Origin of the sequence: Microbacterium sp. CFBP 8794, assembly GCF_014841235.1 — a bacterium.
In the GTDB taxonomy this organism is placed as follows: domain Bacteria; phylum Actinomycetota; class Actinomycetes; order Actinomycetales; family Microbacteriaceae; genus Microbacterium.
The window spans coordinates 617,837-641,635 of sequence record NZ_JACYTT010000002.1 but is presented as its reverse complement, the minus strand read 5'-3'; the positions used below and the strand labels follow the sequence as shown (position 1 = coordinate 641,635).

Below are 23,799 nucleotides of genomic sequence, written 5' to 3'. Positions count from 1 at the left end.
GTCAGGCCCCGTCGCCCGAAACCCCCCAGCGGCGGAGTGCCGCACGGCTGGCGCGCGCAGCGTCTTCCTCGTCATCGCGGTCGGTGTCGTCGCGGTCGGTGTCGACGTCACCGCCCCGCAGTGCCGGCTCGTCGTGCCGAGCCCAGCCGGGGAGCGCGCCGTCGCCGTGTGCGGCGGCGGGTGAGACGTTCGCCTGCTCGGCGGCTCCCGCGTGCGCCTGTCCGGGCGCGGTGCCGGGCGTCTCGGTCCACCCGTCGAGATCGATCGGCTCGGTCGCGCCGGGCTCGGGCGAGGAGAACTCGTCCGTCGAGCTCGGGGCGGGCGGGGCGAACGAGAGGGCCCCCGTCTCGGGATCCGGATCCTGGTCGGCGGCGAGTGCGTCGGCGAGGGCCTCGGCCGCCGCGGCCCGATCGCGTTCGGCCGAGAGGTAGAGCGAGAGCGCCTCGGGGTCGTAGGCGTCGGTCTGCATCGAGGTGTCGACCGACCCGGGCGCCGACAGGGGGGGCACGCTCTCGACCAGGGCGAGGGCGTCGTCGATGTCGCTGCGCGAGTCGGGGACGATGTGGTCTCCGCGCACACCCTCGGCGAGGGCGTCGAGAAGGGCGACGGCGTCGGCGACGACGTCGGCTTCCCCCGCGTCGTGGCCGTGCACGAGCCAGCGCGCGAACTCCAGTTCGGCGTACAGGCGTGCGCGTTCGCGCAGCAGGGGGTCGGGGGAGCGCTCCGCACCGGAGGCGTAACCGGCGTAGACGTCGTCGGTGGCCAGCGGGGCCGAGGCGAGCCAGCGCAGGTCGACCGCGGGGTCGCCCACGCTCAATCCCGCCCAGTCCAGCAGGCCGACGACATGCGGCACGCCGTCGTCGTCGTCGGTGAGCAGGACCGACGAGCTCGTCGCGCCGCCGAGCACGACCGCCGCTTCGAACCGCCAGAGGTCGTCGACCTCGAGAGCACGGCGCCAGCGCAGCATGAGGCCGTCGCTGACCCGGCCGGTGGCATCGGCGCGGTCGAGGAGGCGCCGGACGTCGTCGCGTGTCTGATCGGCGGAGCGCACGGGCAGGCCATCGGTGCGCACGATCGACACGGGCAGGGCGTGCACGGCGGCCAGGGCAGCGCCGATCGCCGGTGCGTACCCCGGGCCCTTGGGCAGGTGCGCGGGGTCGATGCGATAGCCGTCGATGTGCCCGACCACGAGCACGCGCTGGGCGCCGGATCCGCTCTCGCCGGCGACCTCGGGGACCGCGAAGGGCAGCAGGGCACGCACACCAGGGGTGAGCGCGTGAAGCGCGCGCGCCTCGGCGGCGAGGTCGGCGCCGTCGTCGTCGCCGGCCGGCATACGCACGACGAGCTCCCGTCCGTCGTCGGTACGCGCCAGGGCGGTGTCGAACCTCCCGCCGGCGTTCTCGGTCAGGATGCTGACGCGGGTGATGGCGGTGCGCGGCAGTGCCGCCGTCGCCGACGCGGCTAAAATGAGGGGCGAGCGTGCCATGCCCCCAGGGTAGGTCGGGCCCTCGCCCACCCGCCCGCGCCACGCCCTTGAGAGAGGTGTTCGATGCCGCTTCCCGCGCCTTCGCCGCACGATCACACGTCGCACGACCACCCGATCGACTCGGCCTTCGACCGATCGGCGATCGAGCGGGATCGCGTCGATCTGCTCGACTCCCTCCGTGAGGCGGCCGATACGCGCGTGCTGGCCGTCCGACGTGATGCGGCGCCCGTCGCCGACGCTCACCTGCGACTGGTGAGCGTGCCCGAAGTCGTCGACGCGCTCGAGTGGGCGTTCCTGGGCAGGACGGCCGACGGTGCGGGGGTGCTCCTGGCCGTGCTCGCCGACGACGCCGAGCTCGACGGCATCCCGGACGCCGCATGGATGGCGCTGCGCAGCGGGGGAGGCGATCTGCCCGCCGCCGAGGCCGAGGTGCTCACGACGGCCGTGGCTCTGGCCGGCTGGCTGCGCGATGCGCCGTTCTGCCCGGCCTGCGGCGCCCGCACCCTGCTCGGACAGGCCGGATGGTCGCGCCACTGCCCCTCGTGCGGCCGCCAGCACTTCCCCCGCACCGACCCGGCGGTGATCGTGCTGGTCACCGGCGGCGAGAACGACGACCGCGTGCTGCTCGGCGCGAACGCGGCCTGGGGTGGGGACCGGTATTCGTGCTTCGCGGGCTTCGGCGAGGCGGGGGAGTCGCTCGAAGAGACGGTGGAGCGCGAGGTCACCGAGGAATCGGGTGTGCGCCTGCGCGACATCGCGTATCGCGGCTCCCAGGCCTGGCCGTATCCGCGGTCGCTCATGCTGGGCTTCCGGGCCCGGGCCGTCGACGTCGACGAGGCACGACCCGACGGCGACGAGATCGTCGAGGTGCGCTGGTTCGATCGCGGCGAGATCGCCGCCGCCCTGCGCGGCGAGGGATCGGTGCAGCTGCCCGGACCCGCCTCCATCGCCCGGCGTCTGATCGACGGCTGGGTTCGGGGCGACGCGTGACCGGCCCCCTCGACGGACTCGACGAGCACCAGCTGGAGGCGGCGCGCGCGCTGCGCGGACCGGTGTGCGTCCTCGCGGGCGCGGGGACCGGCAAGACCCGCGTCATCACCCGGCGTATCGCGCACGGCGTCGACACGGGCGCCTACTCGCCTCAGCGGGTCATGGCGGTCACCTTCACCTCGAAGGCGGCGGGCGAGATGCGGGGGCGGCTGCGGGCGCTCGGGGTGACGGGCGTCTCGGCGCGGACGTTCCACGCCGCGGCGTTGGCTCAGGTGAACTTCTTCTGGCCCACCCTCGCGGGCGACCAGGCACCCTCGATCATCGACAACAAGGTGCGCATGCTCGCGCACGCGGCCGACGGGGTGGGGCTGGCGCCCGACACGGCGACCCTGCGGGATGTGGCCGCCTCGATCGAGTGGCGCAAAGTGACCCTGCGCTCGGTCGAGCAGTACGCCGCGGAGCGCCCCGACGGGGTCGGTCGACTCGGGGTCGATCAGGTGGTCGCGTTGCAGCGGGCGTACGAGAAGCTCAAGGACGAGCGGCGTCAGATGGACTTCGAAGACGTGCTGCTCACCTGCGCGGGCATGATCGAGGCGGAGCCGCGGGTGGCCGCCGCCGTCCGCGAGCAGTACCGGCACTTCACCGTCGACGAGTATCAGGACGTCTCGCCCCTGCAGAACCGCCTGCTCGAGCTGTGGCTGGGCGACCGCCGCGACCTGTGCGTCGTCGGCGATGCCAGTCAGACGGTGTATTCGTTCACCGGGGCCGATGCCCGCTACCTGCTCGACTTCGAGCGGACCCACGACGACGCGCGCGTGGTGCGCCTGGAACGCAACTATCGCTCCAGTGCGCCGGTGCTGGCCGTCGCGAACGACCTCATGCGCGGCCGCGCGGGCGCCCTCGAACTGGTCGCCGCCCGCGACGACGAGGCCGTCGTCCCCACCGTCCGCGGGTTCGACGATGACGAAGCCGAGGCCACGGCCGTGGCCCGATCCATCGCCGATTCGATGAAGCGCGACGTCGATCCGCACGACATCGCCGTGCTGTACCGCTCGCACGCGCAGTCGGCGGCGCTGCTGTCGGCGCTGTCGGCGGTGGGGGTGGCGGCATCCGTCCTGGGCGGGCGCAAGTTCTTCGACCTCCCCGAGGTGCGGCAGGCGCTCATGGCCCTGCGCGCGGCGTCGGTGGCGCCGCTGGAGACGGGCTTCCACGCCACGGTCCGTGACGTTCTGCGCGGCATGGGGCTCACCGACGATCCCCCCGAGGCCGGGGGCGCCCTCCGCGAAGCGTGGGAGGCACGGGCGGCGCTGCTGCGCCTGGCCGAAGAGGCCCCGAACGATATGGACCTCCGTGCGTTCACCGACGACCTGCAGGCGCGCGCGCGTGACCAGCACGAGCCGACGACGCGCACGGTGACGCTGGCGACGCTGCACGCGGCCAAGGGTCTGGAATGGGATGACGTCTACCTCGTGGGGGTGAGCGAGGGCCTGCTGCCGATCTCGTACGCGAAGACCTTCGAGGCCGTCGACGAAGAACGTCGACTCGCCTACGTCGGGGTCACCCGTGCCGCGCGCACGCTCTCGGTCAGCTGGGCACGGGGACGCGGCCGGATGGAACGCTCGCCGTCGAGGTTCCTTCGAGAGATCGGCAGTGGCAGTCTGCACTCGGTCGATGCAGCTGCCAGACCCGCCGGAACGAATCGACGCGCAGCCGCACCGACCGTGTCGTCTCGGCGATCGGCGAGCTGAGTAGCGAGCGCGCCGCGCGTCCGGCCTCGGCAGCCAGCGCCGCGTCGACGTCGGGTCTGGGCCGCGCGAGCAACTGCGCGGCGAGCGTCGGCCATTGCTCGTCGTGGTGGCGGGTCACCGCGTCGAGGCACGCGAGGCACGCGGTGCGCCCGGGGGAGACGACGGGGCCGACGGTGGCGCTCGCACCGTCGAGCGCGAGCGGCAGATGCACGACGTCGTCGCGCACGTACATCGCCGCGCGGCGGGGATCGACACGGTGCGACGCGAGCACGACGACCCGCGTCCCCCGGGGGACGGGCTCGGTCACGCGCCCCGCCCAGGCGATCAGGCGCGTGCGGGGCGGGAGCGCCGCGAGCACCGCCTGCACCGCCCGTGCGGACAGGTCGTCGCCGGCCTGGAGCACGAACGGCGCGTGACGCCCAGCGCGGCGCAACGCCGGCGAGACCTGCGCGAGCAGGGCGTCGGCATCGCGATCGGTTCCGCCGTGCACACGCGTCAGGGCGCGCAGGGCCGGGGCCGTCGTGCCCTCTTCGAGGGCGGCGACGCAGGCGTCGACCCAGGCGTCGGCGCGGGGGATGCGCGCGATCGCCGGAGCGCCGAACTGCACGCTGCCGTCGGGGCGCCAGAGCGGGGGAGCGGAGGGGTCGAGTCTGATCATCGCCCGAGCATGACGCAGGGGGTGACCCCGGATGCCGTTATCCCCAGCCATCTTCGCCGGATCGCGCGTGGGGAGGACGGGACGGGGAACCGATGCTCGGGTCGGCGCGACGGCCGACCCGAGCCGACCGATCAGACGGGGCGCTGGTCGCCCGGGGTGCCGTCGTCGTCGCGCCGGTCGTCGTCGCGCCGGTCGTCGTCGCGTCGCGCGTCGTCGGGGAGCACGTCGCCGGGGAGGGCCTCGTCCGCCGAGGAATCGGCATCCGTCGCGCCGTCGCGGCCGTCGCTACTGGTCTCTTCGGCGATGAGCTGGGCGAGGGCGTCGTCCATGGCATCCGAGGGAGCCGCTTCGCCCCGTGACGCGGCGGTCAGACGGGCGATGAGGGCGGCGGGGTCGTCGATGTCGTCGGCCGACGGCATGAGGTCGGGGTAGTCCCACAGTGCGTCGCGTCCGGCGACACCCACGGCGTCGGTGACGGAGCGCCACATCGCGGCGGCCTCGCGCATGCGACGCGGACGCAGCTCGAGACCGACGAGCGAACCGAGCGCCTGCTCGGCGGGCCCGCCCACGGCCCGGCGTCGACGCACGGCTTCGGCGATGCGCGCCGCCGACGGGAGGCGCGAGGTGGCGTCTTCGGTGACGACGTCGACCCAGCCCTCGATCGTGGCCAGGAGGTTCTCGAGACGCGTCAACGCCGCGGTCTGCTCCTCGGAACGCGCCGGTAGCAGCGCGCCGCTCTCGAGCGCGCCGCGCAGCTCTTCGGGCTGCGACGGATCGAAGCGCGAGGCGAGGTCTTCGAGGGCGTCGGTGTCGACGCGGATGCCGTGGGCGAAGTCGCGCACCTGCGCGATCACGTGCAGCCGCAGCCACCGGGCGTGGCGGAAGAGTCGGGCGTGCGCGAGCTCGCGCGTGGCGAGGTACAGCGCGAGCTGGTCGTCGGGGATCTCGAGGTCGCGTCCGAAGTCCGCGAAGTTCTGCGGCAGGATCGCCGCGTCGCCCTCGGGCATGACGGGGATGCCCACATCGCCGCCGCCGACGACCTCGGTCGACAGGCGACCGACGACGTGCCCGAGCTGCGTGGCGAAGAGCGAACCGCCGACCGTGCGCATGAGCCGCCCGGCGCCCGCGATCATCTCCTGCATGTCGTCGGGGGCCTGCTGGCCGAGGGCCTCGGTCAGCGCGTCGGCGATGCTGGTCGCGACGGGTTCGGCGAGCTCCTGCCAGAGGGGCAGGGTCGCGCTCACCCAGGCGCCGCGGGTGACCACGCGCGGGGGACGCGGGAGGTCCGAGATCGTCGTCGCCTCGCCGAGCCACAGGCCGGCGAGCGTGAACGCCTGGTCGATGTCGGTGCGCTGGCCCGTCGACACGCCGAGGCCGTCCTGGTTGGCGATGTGCAGGGCCTGGCGTTCGGCGAGGCTCCAGTCGACGCCCTCCTGCGTGCCGGCGAAGGCGCCCTGCAGTTGGTTCATCACCTGCTGCAGCATGGCCGGATCGATCTGCATGCCCGACAGGCGCGACAGCTGCTCGGGATCGATGCCGCTGGTGTCGCCCGACATGAGGCGACGCATGAGTTCCTGGAACTCTTCTTCGGGGCTCCGGTCGTCGGCGCCTCGGTCGTCGTCTGCCACTTCAGCCGCCTTTCAGCCGGGTCATCGGGATCACGACCTACGCTAGTCGCACGCTTCCCCGCTTCCCCCGGCACGGCTCCTCGCCGCTTACGCCGCGCGCGAACGACCCGGCAAAGGATAGAGACCGTGACCCTGTTCGACGACAACGCCTCCGTCGTGCCCGCATCGCCGCAGCGGTGGCGGCGCAGCACCGTCGCGGGCCTGTGGTCGCTCGCGATCGCCGTGATCGTGCTGTTCGTGATGACCTTCCTGCCGTCGGCGTACGTCATCCAGCAGCCCGGCCCCGTGTTCGACACCCTCGGCACCTCGACCAACGCCGAGGGCGAGGAGGTGCCGCTGATCAGCGTGCCCGACGAGGATGACGACACCTCCACCGGTCAGCTCGACCTGCTCACCGTGCAGGTCAGCGGCAACCGCGAGCGCACACCGTCGTGGATCGAGCTCGCGCTGGCCTGGTTCGACCGCTCGCGCGCCGTGGTGCCGATCGACCGCATCTTCCCCGCCGGGCAGACGACCGAGCAGCGCAACACCGAGAACGCCGCCCTCATGACCGACTCGCAGGTCGAGTCCTCGGCCGCGGCGCTGCGGGCGCTGGGCTACGACGTGCCGCAGCAGATCGCCGTCGCAACCGTCGACGACTCGGGTGCGGCGGCCGGCCTGCTGCAGCAGAACGACGTCCTCACCACGGTCGACGGCGTCACGGCGCCGAACGTCGACGCCGTGCGCGCGGCGGTGCAGGCAGCCGCCGGTGCGCCGGTGACGATCGGCTACGAGCGCGACGGCGCAGCCGGGACGGTCGAGATCACCCCGCGCCAGACCGACGTCAACGGTCAGCAGCAGTACCTGCTGGGCGTCGGCCTCATGCTCTCGTTCGACCTCCCCGTCGACGTCAAGATCCAGCTGAACGACGTGGGCGGCCCGAGCGCCGGCATGATGTTCGCCCTCGGCATCATCGACAAGATGTCCCCGGGCGACCTCACGGGCGGACAGCACATCGCCGGCACCGGCACGATCGACGCCGACGGCAACGTGGGCCCCATCGGCGGCATCCGACAGAAGCTCTACGGAGCACGGGATGCCGGGGCCACCTGGTTCCTCGCACCCGCGGCGAACTGCAACGAGGTCGTCGGCCATGTGCCCGACGGCATCCGGGTGTTCTCGACCTCGACGCTCCAGGAGTCGCTCACGGTGCTCCAGACGATCCGCGACGGAGGCGATCTCGACGCCCTCCCGACGTGTGGTTCGGGATCGTAGCATTCACGGCGTACCCCGAGAAGGGCGCGCCTAGGATGGGGGAGTGACCACGACCTCAGCGCCGAACCAGGCCACGCCCCCGAACCGCTCACGACGGATCATCTCGATCACCCTGGCGGTGATCGCAGCTCTCCTCGTCGCCTTCTTCGTCTTCGCGAACCTGTACTCCGATTGGCTGTGGTTCGCCCAGCTCGGCTTCACGGAGGTGCTGACCACCCAGTGGATCGGGCGCACCGTGATGTTCGTCGTGGGCTTCCTCGCGATGGCGGTGCCTGTGTGGGGCGTCATCCAGCTCGCTTACCGACTCCGCCCCGTCTACGCGCGTCTGAGCTCGCAGCTCGACCGCTACCAGGAGGTCGTCGAGCCGCTGCGCCGCCTGGCGATGTGGGGCATCCCGATCTTCTTCGGCTTCTTCGCAGGCTTCGCGGCATCCGCCCAGTGGGAGACCACCTGGCTGTGGTTCAACGGGGTCGCCACCTCAGTCACCGACCCCCAGTTCGGCCTCGACACCGGCTTCTACCTGTTCGGGATGCCGTTCTACGCGGCCGCGCTCGGCTTCGCCTCGGCCGTCGTGCTCGTCAGCCTGCTGCTCACCGCCGTGGTGTCGTACCTCTACGGCTCGGTGCGGGTCGGTCAGCGCGAACTGCGCATCTCGAAGGCCGCGCGCATCCAGCTCGCGATCCTCGCCGGTGTCTACCTGTTGCTGCAGGGTGCGAGCCTCTGGCTCGACCGCTTCCGCACGCTCGTCGAGCCGTCGGAGCGCATCACCGGACCGGGTTACGTCGGTGCCAACGCCGTCATCCCCGGACAGACGATCCTGGCGATCGCGGCGGTCATCGTCGCGGCGGCGTTCTTCGTCACGGCTTTCATCGGCCGATGGCGCTACCCGCTCATCGCCACCGCGCTGCTGGTCGTCTCGGCGATCGTCGTCGGTGCCGCGATCCCGTGGGCGGTGAACACCTTCCAGGTGCGCCCGAACGAGCTCGCCCTCGAGAGCCAGTACTACCAACGCAACCTCGACGGGACGAAGGCCGCGTACGGCATCGACGGTGTCGAGAAAGAGAACTTCCAGGCCGAGACGCAGGCCCAGGCGGGCCAGTTGCGCAACGACGCCGAGTCCACCGCGCAGCTGCGCATCATGGACCCCGCGATCATCGGCCCCACCGTGCGTCAGCTCGAGCAGTACCGCGCGTACTACCAGTTCAACACCCCTCTCGACGTAGACCGCTACACGATCGACGGTCAGACGCAGGACACCGTCGTGTCGCTGCGCGAGCTGAACATCGGTCAGCTGGGCGACGCCGCGTCGTGGCAGAACACGACCCTCGTCTACACCCACGGCTACGGCATGGTGGCGGCGGCGGGCAACGAGCGCACCGCCGACGGCGATCCGGTCTTCCTCGAGCAGGCCATCCCCGGCACCGGCTTCCTCACCGACCTCAAGTACGAGCCGCGCGTGTACTTCGGCGAGCAGTCGCCGGCGTACTCGATCGTGGGTGGAGAAGAGGGCGGCGAGCAGATCGAGCTCGACTACCCGTTGGGTGCCGACGGGGGCAGCGAGACGCGCACGACCTTCGCCGGCGACGGCGGACCGAGCGTCGGCAACGTGTTCAACCGGCTCATCTACGCGCTGAAGTTCCAGTCCGAGCAGATCCTGTTCTCGGACTACGTCAACTCCGAGTCGCAGATCCTGTACGACCGCAACCCGAAGGAGCGCGTGCAAAAGCTCGCGCCCTACCTGACGCTCGACAGCGACCCGTACCCCACGGTCGTCGACGGACGCATCAAGTGGGTCATCGACGGGTACACCACGAGCGCGAACTACCCGTACTCGTCGGGCGTGTCGCTGTCGCAGGCCATCGCGGACTCGAACAACCCGGCCCCCACCTACGCGCTGGATGACATCAACTACATCCGCAACTCGGTGAAGGCCACGGTCGACGCGTACGACGGTTCCGTGAGCCTCTACGCCTGGGATGACGAGGACCCGCTGCTCAAGGCGTGGCAGAACATCTACCCCACGACGATCAAGCCGTGGACCGACATGTCCGCCGATCTCATGAGCCACGTGCGGTATCCCACCGACCTCATGAAGGTGCAGCGCTCGATGCTCGGCGTCTACCACGTCGACGACGCGCGCTCCTTCTTCCAGCAGGACAACCGGTGGACGACGCCGAACGACCCGCAGGACCCGGCCGCCTTCCAGCCGCCGTACTACCTGACGATGAAGATGCCGAGCCAGGACGACCCGTCGTACTCGATGTTCACCAGCTTCATCCCGGCCTCGCAGGGCGGGCAGGCTCGAAACGTGTTGACGGGATACCTCGCCGTCGACTCGAACGCGGGCGATCAGAAGGGCACGAAGCGCGACGACTACGGACGATTGCGCATGCTGGTGATCGACTCGTCGACCACGGTGCCCGGACCCGGACAGGTGCAGAACACGTTCGACTCGGACACCAACGTGTCGTCGCAGATCAACATCCTGAAACAGGGACAGTCGCAGGTGCTCAACGGCAACCTGCTGACCCTTCCGGTCGGCGGCGGTCTGCTCTACGTGCAGCCGGTGTTCGTGCAGTCGTCGGGTGACACCAAGCTTCCGCAGCTGCGTCGAGTCCTCGTGGCGTTCGGTAACAAGATCGCATTCGAGAACACCCTGAGCGAAGCGCTCGACACCCTGTTCGGCGGCGACTCCGGAGCCAACACCGGCGACGAGACGGTCACCCCGACCGACCAGGGCGACGGCACCGGGAACACCGGGGGCACCACCCCGACGGTCCCGGCCGGCGACTACGCGGCCGCGCTGGCCGAGGCACGCAGCGCCCTCGAAGCGCGTCAGTCGGCGTTGACGAGCGGAGACCTCGCGGCCTTCGCGACGCAGGACGCCCGCCTCACCGCGGCCGTCCAGCGCCTGCTCGACCTCGAGAGCGAAGGCCAGGGCGGCACGGTGTCGCTCGACCCGTCGGCGACCCCGACCCCCGAGGCCACTCCCGCGGGCTGATTCCGCTCACCGACGCCGGCGCTCCGCTCACGCGGGGCGCCGGCGTCGTCGTTGCCGCCGCGGATCCCCGTTGAGTGTCCAAGACACGCCGTGTCGCCCCGGGCCGGGACGGCGCGTCTTGGACACTCGACGGTGGGGTGCTGGCATCCCGGGCCCGTTCATGTGCGGTGACGGCCGCGACGCCGCGCTCACCGTGCCGCGCTCACCGCGGCGCCCACCCTGTTGAGTGTCCACGACACGCCGCGCTACCTCGGCCCGCAACGGCGTGTATCGGACACTCGACGGTGGAGTGCCGGCATCCCGCGCCCGCCCGTGCGCGGTGACGGTCGCGACGCCACGCTCACCGCGCCGCGCTCCCCGCGCTGCCCACCCCGTCGAGTGTCCGAGACACGCCGCATCACCCCGGCCCGCAACGGCGTGTCTCGGACACTCAACGGTGGGGTGCCGGCATCCCGCGCCCGATCGTGCGCGGTGACGGTCGCGACGCCACGCTCACCGCGCCGCGCTCCCCGCGCTGCCCACCCCGTCGAGTGTCCGAGACACGCCGCATCACCCCGGCCCGCAACGGCGTGTCTCGGACACTCAACGGTGGGGTGCCGGCATCCCAGGCCCGTTCATGCGCGGTGACAGCCGCGCTGCCGACCGCGACGCCACGCTGACCGCTCCCCGCGCCGCGCTCACCGCCCTGCCCACCCCGCCGAGTGTCCACGACACGCCGCATTGCCCCGCGCCGCAACGGCGTGTCTCGGACACTCAACGGTGGGGGTGCCGCCACCCCCGCACCCGTTCGCGCGCGGACGGACGCGCGGGCCGAGCGCGGCGTCCGCGACGCGTCAGGCGCTCAGGAACCACCACCAGATCAGGAGCATCGTCGTGCCGAAGCCGGCGATCTGGTTGAGCCAGAGGAAGCGGTTCCATCCGGCGGTGGCGCGGTCGCTCTCGGCATCGGTGACGTTGCGGTACGGCCAGCAGACGACGAGGTACGGGATGATGAGCACGGCGGCCAGCGGCCCCGGCCACGCGGTGAGCAGCATGGCGACTCCGGCCAGGGCGTAGGCGACGAGGGCGAAGCGCACGGTCCAGCGGGCGCCGCGCGCCGTGGCGATCGACGAGATGTCGGCGGCGCGGTCGGCTTCGACGTCCTGCACGGCGCCGAAGGCGTGCGACGCGATGCCCCACAGCGCGAAGGCGACGAGCACGGCGACGAGCTGCCAGGTCCACGTCGCCCCGGCGAGCACGAGGCCGTACACGGCGGGCGAGAAGAAGTGGATGCTGCTCGTCATCGAGTCGGCGAACGGGCGCTCCTTCAGCCGCAGGGGAGGGGCGGAGTAGAACACGACGAAGAACAGGCTGATGGCCAGCACGAGCCACGACAGCGGCGATCCGATGGCGACGAGATACACCACGAACGGCACGCACGACTGCGCCGAGGCCCACAGTGTGATGCGGTGCATGCGCTTGTCGAGCACGGCGCCGTGGGTGCCGCCCTTGCGGGGGTTGCGCAGGTCGGACTCGTAGTCGAAGACGTCGTTCACCCCGTACATCGCGAGGTTGTACGGCACGAGGAAGAAGATCGCGCCGGCGATGAGCGGGGCATCGATCTGCCGGGTCGTGAGCAGGTACGCCGCGGCGAAGGGGAAGGCGGTGTTGATCCAGCTCACCGGCCGCGAGGACACGAACAGCTCGCGCAGCACGCGCGCGGGGGTGAGGGCGGCGGGGGTGGTCATGCGGGGTCCTTCCGCGACGAACGCGAGGGTGAGGGCTGCGGCGACGAAGACCGCGACGGGAGCAGGGTGTACACCGCGGGCACGAGGAACGCGGCGCACAGCGGGTACGCGAAGTCCTCGATCGGGGCGAGGCCGAGACGCAGCCCGCTCAGGTGTTCCTCGGGGTACGAGAACAGGTCGACGGCGATCATGAGGTTGTCGAACACGAGGGTGAGACCCACGAGTACAAGGGCGGTGAGCCCCGACGAGACCATGCGCTCGGCGAAACGCGGACGCCGGAGCGTGGCCAGCGTCACGAGGACCGTGACGATCACGAACGGCAACACGATCAGCGGGTACGTCACGGCCGCTCCCCAGGCGCCCCCGCGGGGTGCCGCGCCGAGACGTCGAGCCCCCGTCGCCGCGCCGCCCGCCGCTCGAACACCGCGAACATCACGATCGACAGGTAGCTGAGGAACAAGAGGAAGAAGACCTCCTCGAGGGGCAGGTGAGGGGCGAGCGTGACCCCGATGAACAGCGGGCTCTCGCCCTTGACGAACACTCCGGTGACGATGCCGACGACGTCCCAGACGAGGAAGAACGCCGTCGACAGCAATACCGCGGCACTGGTGCGCGCCGGGGCGACGCGCAGGGCCAGACCGAACTTCAGATCGATCGCGATCATGCCGGCAAAAGAGAAGAGGATCGCGCCCAGGTAGATCCCCGGCACCTCAGACCGCCGTGTGCACGGGCTCTGCGAGGGGACCGGCGGAGGTGTCGCCCGTCAGGCGCTTGACCACGAGCTCCGCCGAGATCAGGCACATCGGCAGGCCGATCCCCGGAAGCACCGAGGTGCCCGCGTAGTACAGGTTGCGCACCTTGCGGGAACGGTTCTTCGGTCGGAAGATCGCGCTCTGGTTCAGCGTGTGCGCGAGTCCCAGCGAGTTGCCGTGCCACGCGTGCAGGTCGTTCGCGAAGTCCTCGGGAGCGATCGTGCGGCGGACGACCACGCGCTCGGCCAGATCCGGGATGCCGGTCCACTCGGCGATCTGCGCGATGACACGGTCCGCGGCCTTCTCGATCCGCTCGTCGCCGGCTCCCGAGACGCCTCCGCGTCCGCTCACGGGGTCGGCGGGCACGGGGACGAGCACGAAGAGGTTCTCGTGTCCCTCGGGTGCCACGGAGTCGTCAGAGGCGCTGGGGCGGCAGATGTAGATCGAGGCGGGGTCGGGGATCTTCTTGTTCTCGCCGAAGATCGCGTCGAAGTTGGTGTGCCAGTCGTCGGTGAACAGCAGGGTGTGGTGGGTGAGCTGCGGAAGCTCGCCCTTCACCCCGAGCAGCAGCAGCAGGGCGCCGGGGCTGGGCACCTTGTCCTTCCACCACTTCTCGGGGTACTGACGGTCCTTCTCTTCGAGCAGGTCGTTCTCGGTGTGGTGGAGGTCGGCGCCCGACACCACGGCATCCGCCGAGATGACGCGTCCGTCGGCCAGACGCACGCCGCGCGCGACACCCGACTCGGTGATGATGGCATCCACCGGCGACGAGGTCTCGATCTGCACGCCGCGCTCACGCGCGAGCCGCTCGATGGCCGTGATGATCTCGGTCATGCCGCCCCGGGGGTAGAGCACGCCGTCGCCGAGGTCGAGGTGGCTCATGAGGTGGTACAGGCTCGGCACCTCGAACGGGGAACCGCCGAGGAACACCGCCGGGTAGGCGAGGATCTGCTGCAGTCGCGTGTTCTTGAAGTCCGTCGTCACGCGCTTCCACAGCGTGCGGGTGAGCAGCGGGATGAGCGTGGGCAGACGCTTGACCAGCGCGGGGTCGCGCAGGCCCTTCGTCGACGAATACGGGTCGTACAGGAACTTCGAGGTCGACAGCTCGTAGGCGTCCTTGGCGGAGTTCAGGTAGGCGTCGATGTTGTCGCCGGAGCCCGGCTCGTGCTCTTCGAACAGGGCGCGCACCGCTTCTCGTCCCGAGACGATGTCGATGGGCTCGCCCTTTCCGGGAGGGCCGTAGACGCGGTACGCCGGGTCGAGGCGCACGAGGTCGAGCTGCTCCGCCGCGCTCGTGCCGAGCAGGCGGAAGAAGTGGTCGAACACCTCGGGCATGAGGTACCAGCTGGGGCCCGTGTCGAAGCGGAAGCCGTCGCTCTCCCACGATCCCGCTCGACCGCCGAGGGCGTCTCGGGCCTCGAAGAGCTGGACGTGGTGACCCCGGTCGGCCAACAGGGCGGCGGTGCCGAGTCCGGCGATCCCGCCTCCGACGACGACGATGCGCTGGGCGCTCATGAGCGTGAACCTTTCGGGGGACGCCCGAGGAGGGCGCGGGCGGCGAGGGTGGCTTTGACACCGTCGGGAACGCGGACGCGGGGGGCGCCGGCGGGAGACGCGCGCAGTCGACGCGACAGCTCGGCGAATAGGTCGTGCGCCGTGGTCACCGCCGCGCGGCAGTCGGGCGGGAGGGTGGGGATGACGGCGGCGGCCGCCGCCAGGTCGGCGTCGATGCGGTCGAGCACGGTGATGCGGCGCTCGTCGTCGGCCGCGCCGTCGAGGTAGTCGCGCCCGAGCCGGTCGGCGTCGTCGGCGAGGTCGCGCAGGAAGTTGACGTCTTGGAAGGCGGCGCCGAGGCGTCGCGCGCCGTCGACGAGGTCGGGCGCGGGCCGGGCGGGCGCCGACATGCCGGCGTTGAGGAACACCTGCAGGCACATCAGTCCGACGACCTCGGCGGAGCCGTAGACGTAGGCGTCGTGCGACAGGTCGTCGTGGGCGGCGGTGTCGAGGTCGGTGCGCATGGATGCGAAGAACGGGGCGATGAGATCGGCTCCGATGCCGCATTCCCGTGCGGTCCGGGCGAACGCGTGCACGACGAGGTTGGCGCTGAAGCCGGTGACGATGGCCTCCATCACCTCGGTCTCGAGACCGTCGAGAACGGCGCGCTCCCGCTCGGGCGTGAGGCCGGCGTCGTGAGCGGGACCATCGACGATCTCGTCGGCGACGCGCACCAGGGCGTAGATGTTGCGCACGTGCGGGCGGGGTCGCGAGCCCAGCAGCCGGGTGGCGATGCCGAACGACGTCGAGTACCGGTTGATGACGGCGGCGGCCGCGTCGTCGGCGGTCTGGGAGTACAGCGCCAGACCCGTGGGGACGGAGCTCACGGCATGCGCCCCTGCACGGCGTCGACGAGGTTCAGCAGCATGGACTGGCACGCGGGCGGCAGCGTGGAGGCGGCGGCGATGCCTCGAGCCTCGTCGAGCGTCTCGCGCACGAGATCCTCGAGTCGCGCGCGGGCACCGGATGCCGACAGCGCCACCTGCGCGGCGCGCACCGCCACCGGGCCGGTGTGGGCGTGCGCCAGGGCCTCGCTGACGACGGGCCAGTTCTCGCTCTCGCGGGCCAGGGAGATGAGGTGGGTCTTCTTCGCCTCGCGGAGGTCGCCGCCCTCGTCCTTGCCCGCGTCAGCAGAGGTGCCGAACGCACCGATGAGGTCGTCGACGAGCTGGTAGCCCAGGCCCAGACGCTGACCGAAGCGCGACAGCGCGTGTCGGAGCGGCGCGTCGGCGCCCGCCATGACGGCGCCCGCCTCGAGGGGGGCCGAGAAGGAGTACACGGCGGTCTTGTCGTGGGTGGTGCGCAGGATGGACTCGGCGTCGACCTCACCGCCCGACACGGCGTTCTCGACGTCGGACAGCTCGCCGGCCGCCGAGATGAGCACGGCGTCGTCGATCAGGCGCAGCAACTCGGCGCGGATCGGCGCGGGGATCTCGGCGAGGGCGACCAGGCGTCCGGCTTCGTGCAGCAGCAGGTCGCCGGCGAGGATCGCGGCGGCGTCTCCGAGTAGGGCCGCGCCCACGGCATTTGCGCCCCGACGCAATCCGCGCTGGCGGAACTCGCCGCCGACGTTGGGGACGCCGCGGCGCTCGGTGTCGTGGTCGATGACGTCGTCGTGCACGACGAACGCCGTGTGCAGCAGCTCGAAGGCCGCGGCGACCTCGAACAGGGCGGGGCGCGCGATGTCGGGGCCGTCGAGCGTGTCGAAGGCGGCGACGACGAGCAGGGGGCGGAAGCGCTTTCCGCCCTCGGCGGCGCGACGGATCGCGGATGCCAGCGCCCGGGCGCCGTCTCCGAGATCGGCCACGCGGCTGTCGAGGCGGGCCAGTGCCGCTTCGATCGCGGCGTCGATGCCCTCACGGGCGACGGGAGTCGTCGACAGCGCGATCATGAGGCGCGCCGCACGGCGGGAGAGGAGTCGAAGAGGTGAAGTTGCTGGGCCTGGAGGACGAGCCAGGGGCTAAACGCCCAGGGAGTCGCCTCGAGCGACGCGGCGAGCTCGAGGGGGTCGACCCAGCGGTACTCGGCGACCTCGTCGGGGTTCGGCTGGGGCTCGGCGTCGGTGCGCGCGATGTAGACGGGGCAGATCTCATGCTCGACGATGCCGCTGGCGTCGACGGCGCGGTAGCGGAAGAGCGGCAGCGCCACCTCGAGGTCGCGCAGCGGGAGGCCGACCTCGAACTCCGCGCGGCGGTGCACCGCCGACGCCACGGGCTCGGCCGGTCCCGGGTGCCCGCAGAAGGAGTTCGTCCACACGCCCGGCCACGTCTTCTTGTGCAGAGCCCGGCGGGTGACGAGCACCTCACCGTCGGCGTTGACGACGTGGCACGAGAAGGCCAGGTGCAATGCGGTATCGGTGTCGTGCACGCTCGCCTTGGGCGCGGTGCCGATTTCGTTGCCGAAGTCATCGAGAAGGACGACATACTCGGTCTCGCTCATCGTGCCTCCTGTTTGCTAGTTTAGCTAGCGATGTCAGCGACTATACCCAGCCGGAAAGGGGGTGTCCACCGTGAGGAAACCCGCTTCGGCGTCTGGTACGCGACCCGCTGTGACCGACACATTACGTGCGGTTCAGACCCTCAGTGACGCCCTTGACCGCATGCACAGCGGCATGAAGGGCGACATGGACATGAACGCGAGCGATCTCGCGACGCTGCGCATGCTGACCATCCGCGAATACCGGGGGCAGAGCGTGAGTCCGCACGACGTCGCGACGCACCTGCGCATCTCGACCGCGTCGACCACGAAGCTCATCGACCGCCTCGTCGCGTCCGGCCACCTGGAGCGCCGACCGCACCCGTCCGACGGCCGCGCGCGTGTGGTCGTTCTGACTGACAAGTCGCGTCGGGAGTTCTTCCAGCACTTCGGTGCTCACCTGGGCGCCATGGGGGAGGTCGCCGGGCGGTACGACGACGCCCAGCTCTCCACGATCAACGACTTCCTGGGTTCGCTCACCGAGGCCATCACGACCGACGACTGAGGGCGCCGCGCGCCACGCGCACGCCGACGTCGTCGTACGCGTCGCGAGGACGACCGGCGCGCCGCGTGGCCGCGCGCACCTGTGCGGCGCTGTCGGCCCAGCCGCCGCCGCGGAACGTGCGGGTCTCGCTCGCGCCCTCGGGGTCGAAGCGGTCCCAACACCACTCCGACACGTTGCCCAGCGTGTCGAACAGGCCGTGCAGGTTGGGCAGACGCAGGCCCACGTCGACGGGAGAGCCCAGGCGATCGGCGGCCGTCCATCCGATCTCGCGGATATGGCCGTAGGTCGATCCGGTCGCCCCGGCACGGCACGCGTACTCCCACTCGTCTTCGGTGGGCAGGCGGAACCCGTCGCCCTCGGCATCCCAGTCGACGACCTCTCCGTCGAACGAATAGACCGGGTCGAGCCCCTCCCACTCGCTCAGCGCGTTGCAGAGGCGGATCGCGCGGAACCAGCTCACCTCGACGGCAGGGCGCCGGGGATGCCGTGCGGCCACCCCGAGGTGCTCGGCGAGCTGCTCCTCAGTAATCGGGTACACGCCGATCTCGAAGTCCGCGACGGTGATCTCACGACGCTCGGCTCCTCGCTGGTCGCCCCGCAGAACGGTGCCCGCGGGGATGCGGGTCATCTCGACGTCGCTCACGCGAGCTCCACCATCCACAGGTCGCTGTCGCCCGTGATGAACAGGCGCTTCTCGTCGGCGTCGAACGTGCAGTTGCTCACCACGTGAGGAGTGGGGATGACGCCGAGGCGCCGACCGGTGTCGTCGACGATCACGACGCCCGCCTCGCTCGAGATCCAGAGCCAGTCTCGGCTGTCGACGACGAAACCGTCGGGGATGCCGGCATCCACCGTCGCGAAGGTGCGCGGGGCGCCGAGCGTCTCGCCGTCCCAGCTGCATGCGACGACGCGGGGGAGGCCGTCGGCGCGTGACTCGGCGACGTAAAGGGTGCGCTCGTCGCGGCTGAAGGCGAGGCCGTTGGGCTGGTCGAGGTCGATCATGCGCTGCAGGGCCTCGCCCTCTCGCCAGCGGTACACGCTCTGGTGGTCGATCGCCGGATCCGCGGGGTACCCCTCGCGGGGGTCGGAGATGCCGTAGGTGGGATCGGTGAACCAGATCGCCCCGTCGGAGGCCACGACGAGATCGTTCGGGCTGTTCAGCGGCCGGCCCTCGAACGCGTCGGTCAGAACCGTCGTGCCCTCGGCGTCGGTGCGGCTGATCGCGCGACGGCCGTGCTCGGCCTGTACGAGGCGCCCCTGGGCGTCCAGGGCATTGCCGTTGGCGAATTCCGAGCGATCACGCACGGTCACGATGGCGCCGTCTTCGCGCCACGCGAGCGTGCGGCGACCGATCACGTCGCTGAAGACGAGCGACTGCTCGGCGGGCCACCACACCGGGCCCTCGGCCCACGTCGCGTCGGCGTACAGCGAGAGCAGGCGCGACGACGCGGGCAACACCGACGCGAGGCGGTCGTCCCACACCCGCGGGGGAGCGACGTCGACGGGCTGCGGCTCCCGCGGGTTCTGCAGGACCTGGCCGTCGAGGGAGAAGCGGAGCATGCCCCCAGTCAACCTGGTGCCCCGGCATCGCGAGGCCGGGTTGACGGCTCAGCCGAACGGGTGCGGCGTGGGAGCACCGGGTGAGGCGGCGAACTGGATGAGCATCGAGGCGGCTCCGTCCGTCGAGCCCCGTCCACATGTGCACGAAGGGGAGCGTCGGCGGGCTGCTCTCATCGCGGCCGTCGTCGTCGAGGAGCGGAGCGGTGGTGGTGGTGCGCATACCCCGAGTCAAGCGACGAGACCGCGAGGGAGGGGGCGGGCTGACGGCGCGCGCGGAGCATCGCCGCGAAAGGCAGAAGGCCCCGGATCTGACGATCCAGGGCCTTCTTCTTGTTGACCTCATCTCCCTCTGTTCCACGAATTACGCAACAGGGGTGGGAACGGCAGACATGCAGAGAATCAAGGCGACCACCGGCCTTCAGGGGCGAGCAAGCCGCAACACCTCACCGGATGCGACTCCACGAAATACCGACCGACGCAAGTGGACGCGGCTCACCCGCGAGCAGCGTGAAGAGGTGATTGCGCGCTATCGAGCTGGCGAGCCAAGCACAGCCCTCGCCCTCGAGTTCGGGGTGGCGAAGGTCACGATCACCAACATGCTGCGAGACAACAACGTGGTCATCCGGAGGCAGCCTCTTTCCGCCGGGCAGGTGAAGCAAGCCATCCGGAACTACACCGATGGCGAATCACTCGCTCGCATCGGAGCGAAGCTGAGGGTGAGTCCCGAGACGGTGCGGCGCTGCCTCCTCGCCGAAGGAGTTGCCCCTCGCGCTCGCCCTGGTCGCTGATCCTCGTTGCTCAGTTGCGGTTGAGACCGTGCCGTCTTGAGTCGAGCGCGATCTTGAAATGACTCTCGACGGCGTCGATCTCTGGCGTCGGTGTCGACGGGTCGAAGACGCGCAAGAGGGAGTAGCGGAAGGTGGCTGGATCGAGCCCGCGCAGTTCGACGTTTCCGCCGTGACCGTTCGTCGCGTAGACATTCCATCGCTGCCTCACGCTCTCAGCGCCATCCGCTTTTCCGACGTACTGACGGCCGTCACGGGTGTCGGTGATGAGGTAGATGCCAACGACCGACGAAAGTGCGGTCCGCCACGACGCGTAGCGGTGGTCGCGCATCACAGCTTGAAGGCGCGAGTAGTCGAGGACAAGACGATCGAATCCCGGGAAGGGGATCGGCTCTGCGTCGGCGATCTCCATCACCGGATAACTCGCCGCCGCAGCGCCGTACATCCACCAGCGACGCGGGAGCCGCCAGCCAATCACCAAGCGTCGCCGCAGGTCGGCCATGCTGTCGGACTCGACGAGATCGAACACGCGGCGTACGCCGTCGTTGGACACCTCGCCCCGGTTCTCCATCACAGACCACAGTCGTGCTCGATCGCCGCCCTCTCGCACGAACACCACCCAAAAGCGCGGGGGTGTGGCAGAGAAGTTCCGGCTGCTCGCCGACTGATTGTTCGTGTACGCGAGGATCTCTGCGTCGGTCGAATCCGCGTGTATACCTCGGAGGCCGCTGTCTTCGTGCTCTTCGACGTAGGCGTGACGAATCACGAGCGCATCCGCGAGGTCGATCCCGGCATGGCGCAGGATCGGTTCGAGCGTCAGGCCGGTCACTTGGCAGCTCCGCGAAGGCTCGCGCTGTAGCCCTTTCGGGCGCTGTCGTACTGCTCGTCGGTCAGCGAGACCATGTACGCGACCGTCTCCCCAGACCACGAGTGCGAAGCACCGATGGTGTGCTTCCACGCGTACTTTGGGTTCTCGCGGAGCTGATCCTGCCAGCACAAAGCTTGGTGATCACGGCTCGTCAGCTTGCGCCCGGTTCGCTTCTCGTTGACCTTCTCGAGCAGCTTGGTCGCACTGTAAGGGTGCGTCTGGTTGGGGTCAGTCTTGCGGATCGCAATCTGGCCGTCAGCAGTGGGCGAAACTGCAACCACGAGATCTGCGCTGCTCATCTTCTTCTGCGACTGCATGTGGATGTCGTAGACCGTGGCCACGCGTCCCATGTCGCCGCCTGCTGCCTGGGCGTCGTCCATCAGATGGCGAAGTTCGGTGATGAAGTCCTCGACTTCGGCGACCATCGTGGCGTTCTTGTCGACCTTCATGAACTGCACCGCATCCGCGGGCGCCGTCGCACCAAGGGGGAGCAGCTGCCACGTCATCGAATCGGCCAGGTCCTTCTTGAACTTGGCAACCATGAAGTCCCGATAGTTCAGAATGTTCTGCTGCAAGAAGGGGTAGATGACCGCGCCGAGGCCCTGCGCGTTGTAGAGATGGATTGCCCGATCCCGATACTCGGTGAGTGCCTTGACGTTTGCCACGACGGCTGGCCCATCGATGTCCGCCGGCCAGAGCTTGCTGGCAGTAACGCGTCCGAGCGCGTCGTCGATCGCGATCGACCGGTAGCGTTCGCCGCGCTTCTTCGGATAGAAGATCGATCGATTCTTCTGCCGCAGAGTGGCCTTCAGCGCCAGCTCCCACGCGTTGACGATCAGCATGACCGTCACCTCATCGCGGTACGTCATTTGCGGCTTGTTGTAGACCTCGACGGCCGCGAGCATCGCGGCGAGCGAGTTATCGACCAACCGCTTGATCGAGACGTACGGTGCGCTCATCGAAGGACTCCTCGGGGCCGGACTGCGAACGATTGACTAGCTCGGGAAACTCGTCCCGAGGATGATCCGCCAAAGCCGCTTCGCCTCGGCATGGTCACCGCGTGCCTCCGCTTCGTTGGCTTTCCGCGCTCGGTCCGCGGCTGCATTGAGTGCATCGATGAGGTTCTGGCGGCCGGCCGATGTGAGGTACGAACTCAGATCTCCGCTGTACCCGCCCGGGTCGCTCACGTACAACCTGTTCGGCGCCCACTCGAAGAACTTCTGGAGCGCATCTCGGTAGTTGCTTCCCAGTGAGCTAAACGTTGAGGCGGCGACAGTCTCGAGGTGAAACGAACGAAACCGCTTCGAGTGCGAGCGGTTCCAGGCCTTCGCCAGCCTCACCACTGCGCTCAGGTGATAGTTCAGCGCCTTGTTCTTGGCTGCATACCAGTTGTTCGCGATGGTCGGAGCAGTCAAGAGCCACCCGCCTGAGCCATCCGGCAGGTGATAGACGTCGTTGCCCTTATAGAAGACCGGCGCGACGTCAACGTGTCCGCCTGTCTTGTAGAACACCCGGATCGCTTGGCCGCGGGTGCCAACTTGTTGAATCTTCGTGCCTGCGTAGGCCTGGCGGATTCGGTAGATGAACGCCTGAGAGTCGTTCCAGTACTTGTCCTGCCAGGCACGCTTCTCGTTCGAGAACACCGCCAGTACGTCGATGTCATCGAGCGGCCGGATGATCGTGTTCTTGGACGCCGAACCCATCAGGATGCCCTTGGAGTAGGGGATGTCCGACGTCGACGGGAACGCTGCCTTCATGTCCTTGTCGACCGAGTTCTTGCGCGCCGGTATGAAGCTTGACTTCTGGTTTTCGGTCGCGGTGATGTCTTCGAGGAACTTCGCGAACGCTTGTGCGGTTGTCAGCGTCATTGCTTCTTTCTCCGGAGTCGTTTCGAGGCGGCGTGCATCGCTGCCTCGTTGCGCTTACGTGTGATTTTGTACAACCAGTCCGGAACCTGCGGAGTTGTGCGTCGCAGATCGTAAAGCTGGGTCTGCCAAGAAATCAGCTCCTGCCCAATGATCGGCTCCGGGTCCTCGAGTCGCGATTCGATCGTGCGAGCGAGGTCGCCTCGGTCCTGCGCCGCACGCCACGTGCTGCGCAAGTAGTCAGCGACGTCGAGGACGGCCGGCAGGACGGGGAGGAGGACACCGAGGAGAATCAAGCCGAAGGCGAGGCCGCTGAGTGCGCTCCAGGTGAGCAAGATGGTGAGCCACACCACGGTGACGATTGCCCAGACAGTGACCGCGGTACGGATAAGTCGATCGGTGTACGAGGCATTGGCGCGCTGCGCGATTGCGACGGTCTCTGCACCAGGATGGCCCGGATCGACGTCATACCAGTCGACGAGCCGCTCACGCCGTGCTGCACCGCGAAGCCCCTGCTTATCGCGGACTAGCAACTCGATATCTTCGATGGTCGGGCGCGACGCGCGCTCGATCGTTTCCGGCATCTGGAAGATATAGAGATCCAGTTCCTCTTGGACGGCCGCTGCCTTTGTCATCGTCCGAGCTTCAGCGGCGGTAAGCAACGTGCGTCCCACAAACAGCCAGATGCCGGTGATTGCACCGACTGCGACCGCGGCGCCTGGTATGAGAATCGAGATGAACGGCGCCGCAACCCCGAGGACGAGCAAGCCGAGCCACCGCGCGCCCTGCCACCGTTTTGCGCGCGTGTAGAGTCGGCGTTGCGCGAGCAAGAAGCGCAGCGCTTCGTCATCGTTCTGCAGGGTCGCGATCGAGGCGCTTGTTGGCGGCGTGTAGTCCTGGCCTGTCATTGAGACCTCGCCTGTTGAAGAGCAGCTTCAACTGC

General features: G+C 69.6%; 21 protein-coding genes. 6 read left to right on the top strand and 15 right to left on the bottom strand.

What is annotated here, in order from left to right; genetic code table 11:
- Position 1: 1 nt before the first annotated feature.
- Positions 2 to 1,486: a phosphotransferase gene (locus IFU19_RS06905; protein WP_192013285.1), complete on the bottom strand. Its 1,485-nt coding sequence runs from the start codon at positions 1,484 to 1,486 to the stop codon at positions 2 to 4.
- A gap of 63 nt (positions 1,487 to 1,549) precedes the next feature.
- Here IFU19_RS06905 and nudC point away from each other — a divergent pair, with 63 nt between their 5' ends.
- Positions 1,550 to 2,476, top strand: a complete 927-nt coding sequence (gene nudC / locus IFU19_RS06900) for an NAD(+) diphosphatase (protein ID WP_192013284.1) — start codon at positions 1,550 to 1,552, stop codon at positions 2,474 to 2,476.
- The gene (locus tag IFU19_RS06895; protein WP_192013283.1) at positions 2,473 to 4,224 is read left to right on the top strand and encodes a UvrD-helicase domain-containing protein; all 1,752 of its coding nucleotides are present in this window, start codon (positions 2,473 to 2,475) and stop codon (positions 4,222 to 4,224) included. Before nudC ends, IFU19_RS06895 begins: the two co-directional genes overlap by 4 nt.
- Positions 4,225 to 5,013: 789 nt before the next feature.
- Here the strand turns inward: IFU19_RS06895 and IFU19_RS06890 are convergent.
- A complete protein-coding gene (locus IFU19_RS06890) occupies positions 5,014 to 6,450 on the bottom strand; it encodes a zinc-dependent metalloprotease (protein ID WP_249405386.1) in 1,437 nt (478 codons plus the stop codon).
- A gap of 186 nt (positions 6,451 to 6,636) precedes the next feature.
- On the opposite strand from IFU19_RS06890, the gene IFU19_RS06885 reads away from it, so the two are divergent.
- Positions 6,637 to 7,764, top strand: a complete 1,128-nt coding sequence (locus IFU19_RS06885) for a S16 family serine protease (RefSeq protein WP_192013282.1) — start codon at positions 6,637 to 6,639, stop codon at positions 7,762 to 7,764.
- 43 nt (positions 7,765 to 7,807) lie between these two features.
- A complete protein-coding gene (locus IFU19_RS06880; protein WP_192013281.1) occupies positions 7,808 to 10,765 on the top strand; it encodes a UPF0182 family protein in 2,958 nt (985 codons plus the stop codon).
- A gap of 833 nt (positions 10,766 to 11,598) precedes the next feature.
- Here the strand turns inward: IFU19_RS06880 and IFU19_RS06875 are convergent.
- From IFU19_RS06875 to idi, 7 genes are read right to left on the bottom strand one after another with little or no spacing between them, the layout of a single operon-like run.
- Entirely contained in the window at positions 11,599 to 12,492 is an 894-nt protein-coding gene (locus IFU19_RS06875) for a prenyltransferase (RefSeq protein ID WP_192013280.1), read from the bottom strand.
- A complete protein-coding gene (locus IFU19_RS06870; RefSeq protein ID WP_192013279.1) occupies positions 12,489 to 12,836 on the bottom strand; it encodes a lycopene cyclase domain-containing protein in 348 nt (115 codons plus the stop codon). The genes IFU19_RS06875 and IFU19_RS06870 overlap by 4 nt, the downstream gene beginning before the upstream one ends.
- A complete protein-coding gene (locus IFU19_RS06865; RefSeq protein WP_192013278.1) occupies positions 12,833 to 13,201 on the bottom strand; it encodes a lycopene cyclase domain-containing protein in 369 nt (122 codons plus the stop codon). The genes IFU19_RS06870 and IFU19_RS06865 overlap by 4 nt, the downstream gene beginning before the upstream one ends.
- 1 nt (position 13,202) lies before the next feature.
- Positions 13,203 to 14,759, bottom strand: a complete 1,557-nt coding sequence (gene crtI, locus IFU19_RS06860) for a phytoene desaturase family protein (protein ID WP_192013277.1) — start codon at positions 14,757 to 14,759, stop codon at positions 13,203 to 13,205.
- Positions 14,756 to 15,625 (bottom strand): squalene/phytoene synthase family protein, encoded by an 870-nt coding sequence (locus IFU19_RS06855; protein WP_192013276.1) that lies wholly within the window; start codon positions 15,623 to 15,625, stop codon positions 14,756 to 14,758. The genes crtI and IFU19_RS06855 overlap by 4 nt, the downstream gene beginning before the upstream one ends.
- A complete protein-coding gene (locus tag IFU19_RS06850; RefSeq protein WP_055836298.1) occupies positions 15,622 to 16,689 on the bottom strand; it encodes a polyprenyl synthetase family protein in 1,068 nt (355 codons plus the stop codon). The genes IFU19_RS06855 and IFU19_RS06850 overlap by 4 nt, the downstream gene beginning before the upstream one ends.
- The gene (gene idi, locus IFU19_RS06845) at positions 16,686 to 17,237 is read right to left on the bottom strand and encodes an isopentenyl-diphosphate Delta-isomerase (RefSeq protein ID WP_192013275.1); all 552 of its coding nucleotides are present in this window, start codon (positions 17,235 to 17,237) and stop codon (positions 16,686 to 16,688) included. The genes IFU19_RS06850 and idi overlap by 4 nt, the downstream gene beginning before the upstream one ends.
- Before the next feature lie 109 nt (positions 17,238 to 17,346).
- Here idi and IFU19_RS06840 point away from each other — a divergent pair, with 109 nt between their 5' ends.
- On the top strand, positions 17,347 to 17,778 hold the full coding sequence (locus IFU19_RS06840; RefSeq protein WP_342343383.1) for a MarR family winged helix-turn-helix transcriptional regulator: 432 nt from the start codon (positions 17,347 to 17,349) through the stop codon (positions 17,776 to 17,778).
- Here IFU19_RS06840 and IFU19_RS06835 read toward each other — a convergent pair.
- Positions 17,762 to 18,421, bottom strand: a complete 660-nt coding sequence (locus tag IFU19_RS06835) for an SUMF1/EgtB/PvdO family nonheme iron enzyme (RefSeq protein WP_192013274.1) — start codon at positions 18,419 to 18,421, stop codon at positions 17,762 to 17,764. The genes IFU19_RS06840 and IFU19_RS06835 overlap by 17 nt on opposite strands.
- Positions 18,418 to 19,338 carry an SMP-30/gluconolactonase/LRE family protein gene (locus tag IFU19_RS06830; protein WP_055939669.1) on the bottom strand — a complete coding sequence of 307 codons (921 nt, stop codon included), beginning with the start codon at positions 19,336 to 19,338 and terminating at the stop codon, positions 18,418 to 18,420. Before IFU19_RS06830 ends, IFU19_RS06835 begins: the two co-directional genes overlap by 4 nt.
- A 203-nt stretch (positions 19,339 to 19,541) precedes the next feature.
- Here IFU19_RS06830 and IFU19_RS06825 point away from each other — a divergent pair, with 203 nt between their 5' ends.
- Entirely contained in the window at positions 19,542 to 20,126 is a 585-nt protein-coding gene (locus tag IFU19_RS06825; RefSeq protein WP_192013273.1) for a hypothetical protein, read from the top strand.
- Positions 20,127 to 20,136: 10 nt separating this feature from the next.
- Here IFU19_RS06825 and IFU19_RS06820 read toward each other — a convergent pair whose 3' ends face one another.
- Genes IFU19_RS06820 through IFU19_RS06805 form a run of 4 tightly spaced genes read right to left on the bottom strand, consistent with a single transcriptional unit; the run spans position 20,137 to position 23,764 of the window.
- Positions 20,137 to 20,952: a GIY-YIG nuclease family protein gene (locus IFU19_RS06820; RefSeq protein ID WP_342343382.1), complete on the bottom strand. Its 816-nt coding sequence runs from the start codon at positions 20,950 to 20,952 to the stop codon at positions 20,137 to 20,139.
- On the bottom strand, positions 20,949 to 21,950 hold the full coding sequence (locus IFU19_RS06815) for a DUF3644 domain-containing protein (protein WP_192013272.1): 1,002 nt from the start codon (positions 21,948 to 21,950) through the stop codon (positions 20,949 to 20,951). Before IFU19_RS06815 ends, IFU19_RS06820 begins: the two co-directional genes overlap by 4 nt.
- Positions 21,951 to 21,986: 36 nt before the next feature.
- A complete protein-coding gene (locus IFU19_RS06810; RefSeq protein ID WP_192013271.1) occupies positions 21,987 to 22,859 on the bottom strand; it encodes an SMODS domain-containing nucleotidyltransferase in 873 nt (290 codons plus the stop codon).
- Entirely contained in the window at positions 22,856 to 23,764 is a 909-nt protein-coding gene (locus tag IFU19_RS06805; RefSeq protein ID WP_192013270.1) for an S-4TM family putative pore-forming effector, read from the bottom strand. The genes IFU19_RS06810 and IFU19_RS06805 overlap by 4 nt, the downstream gene beginning before the upstream one ends.
- Positions 23,765 to 23,799 lie beyond the last annotated feature (35 nt).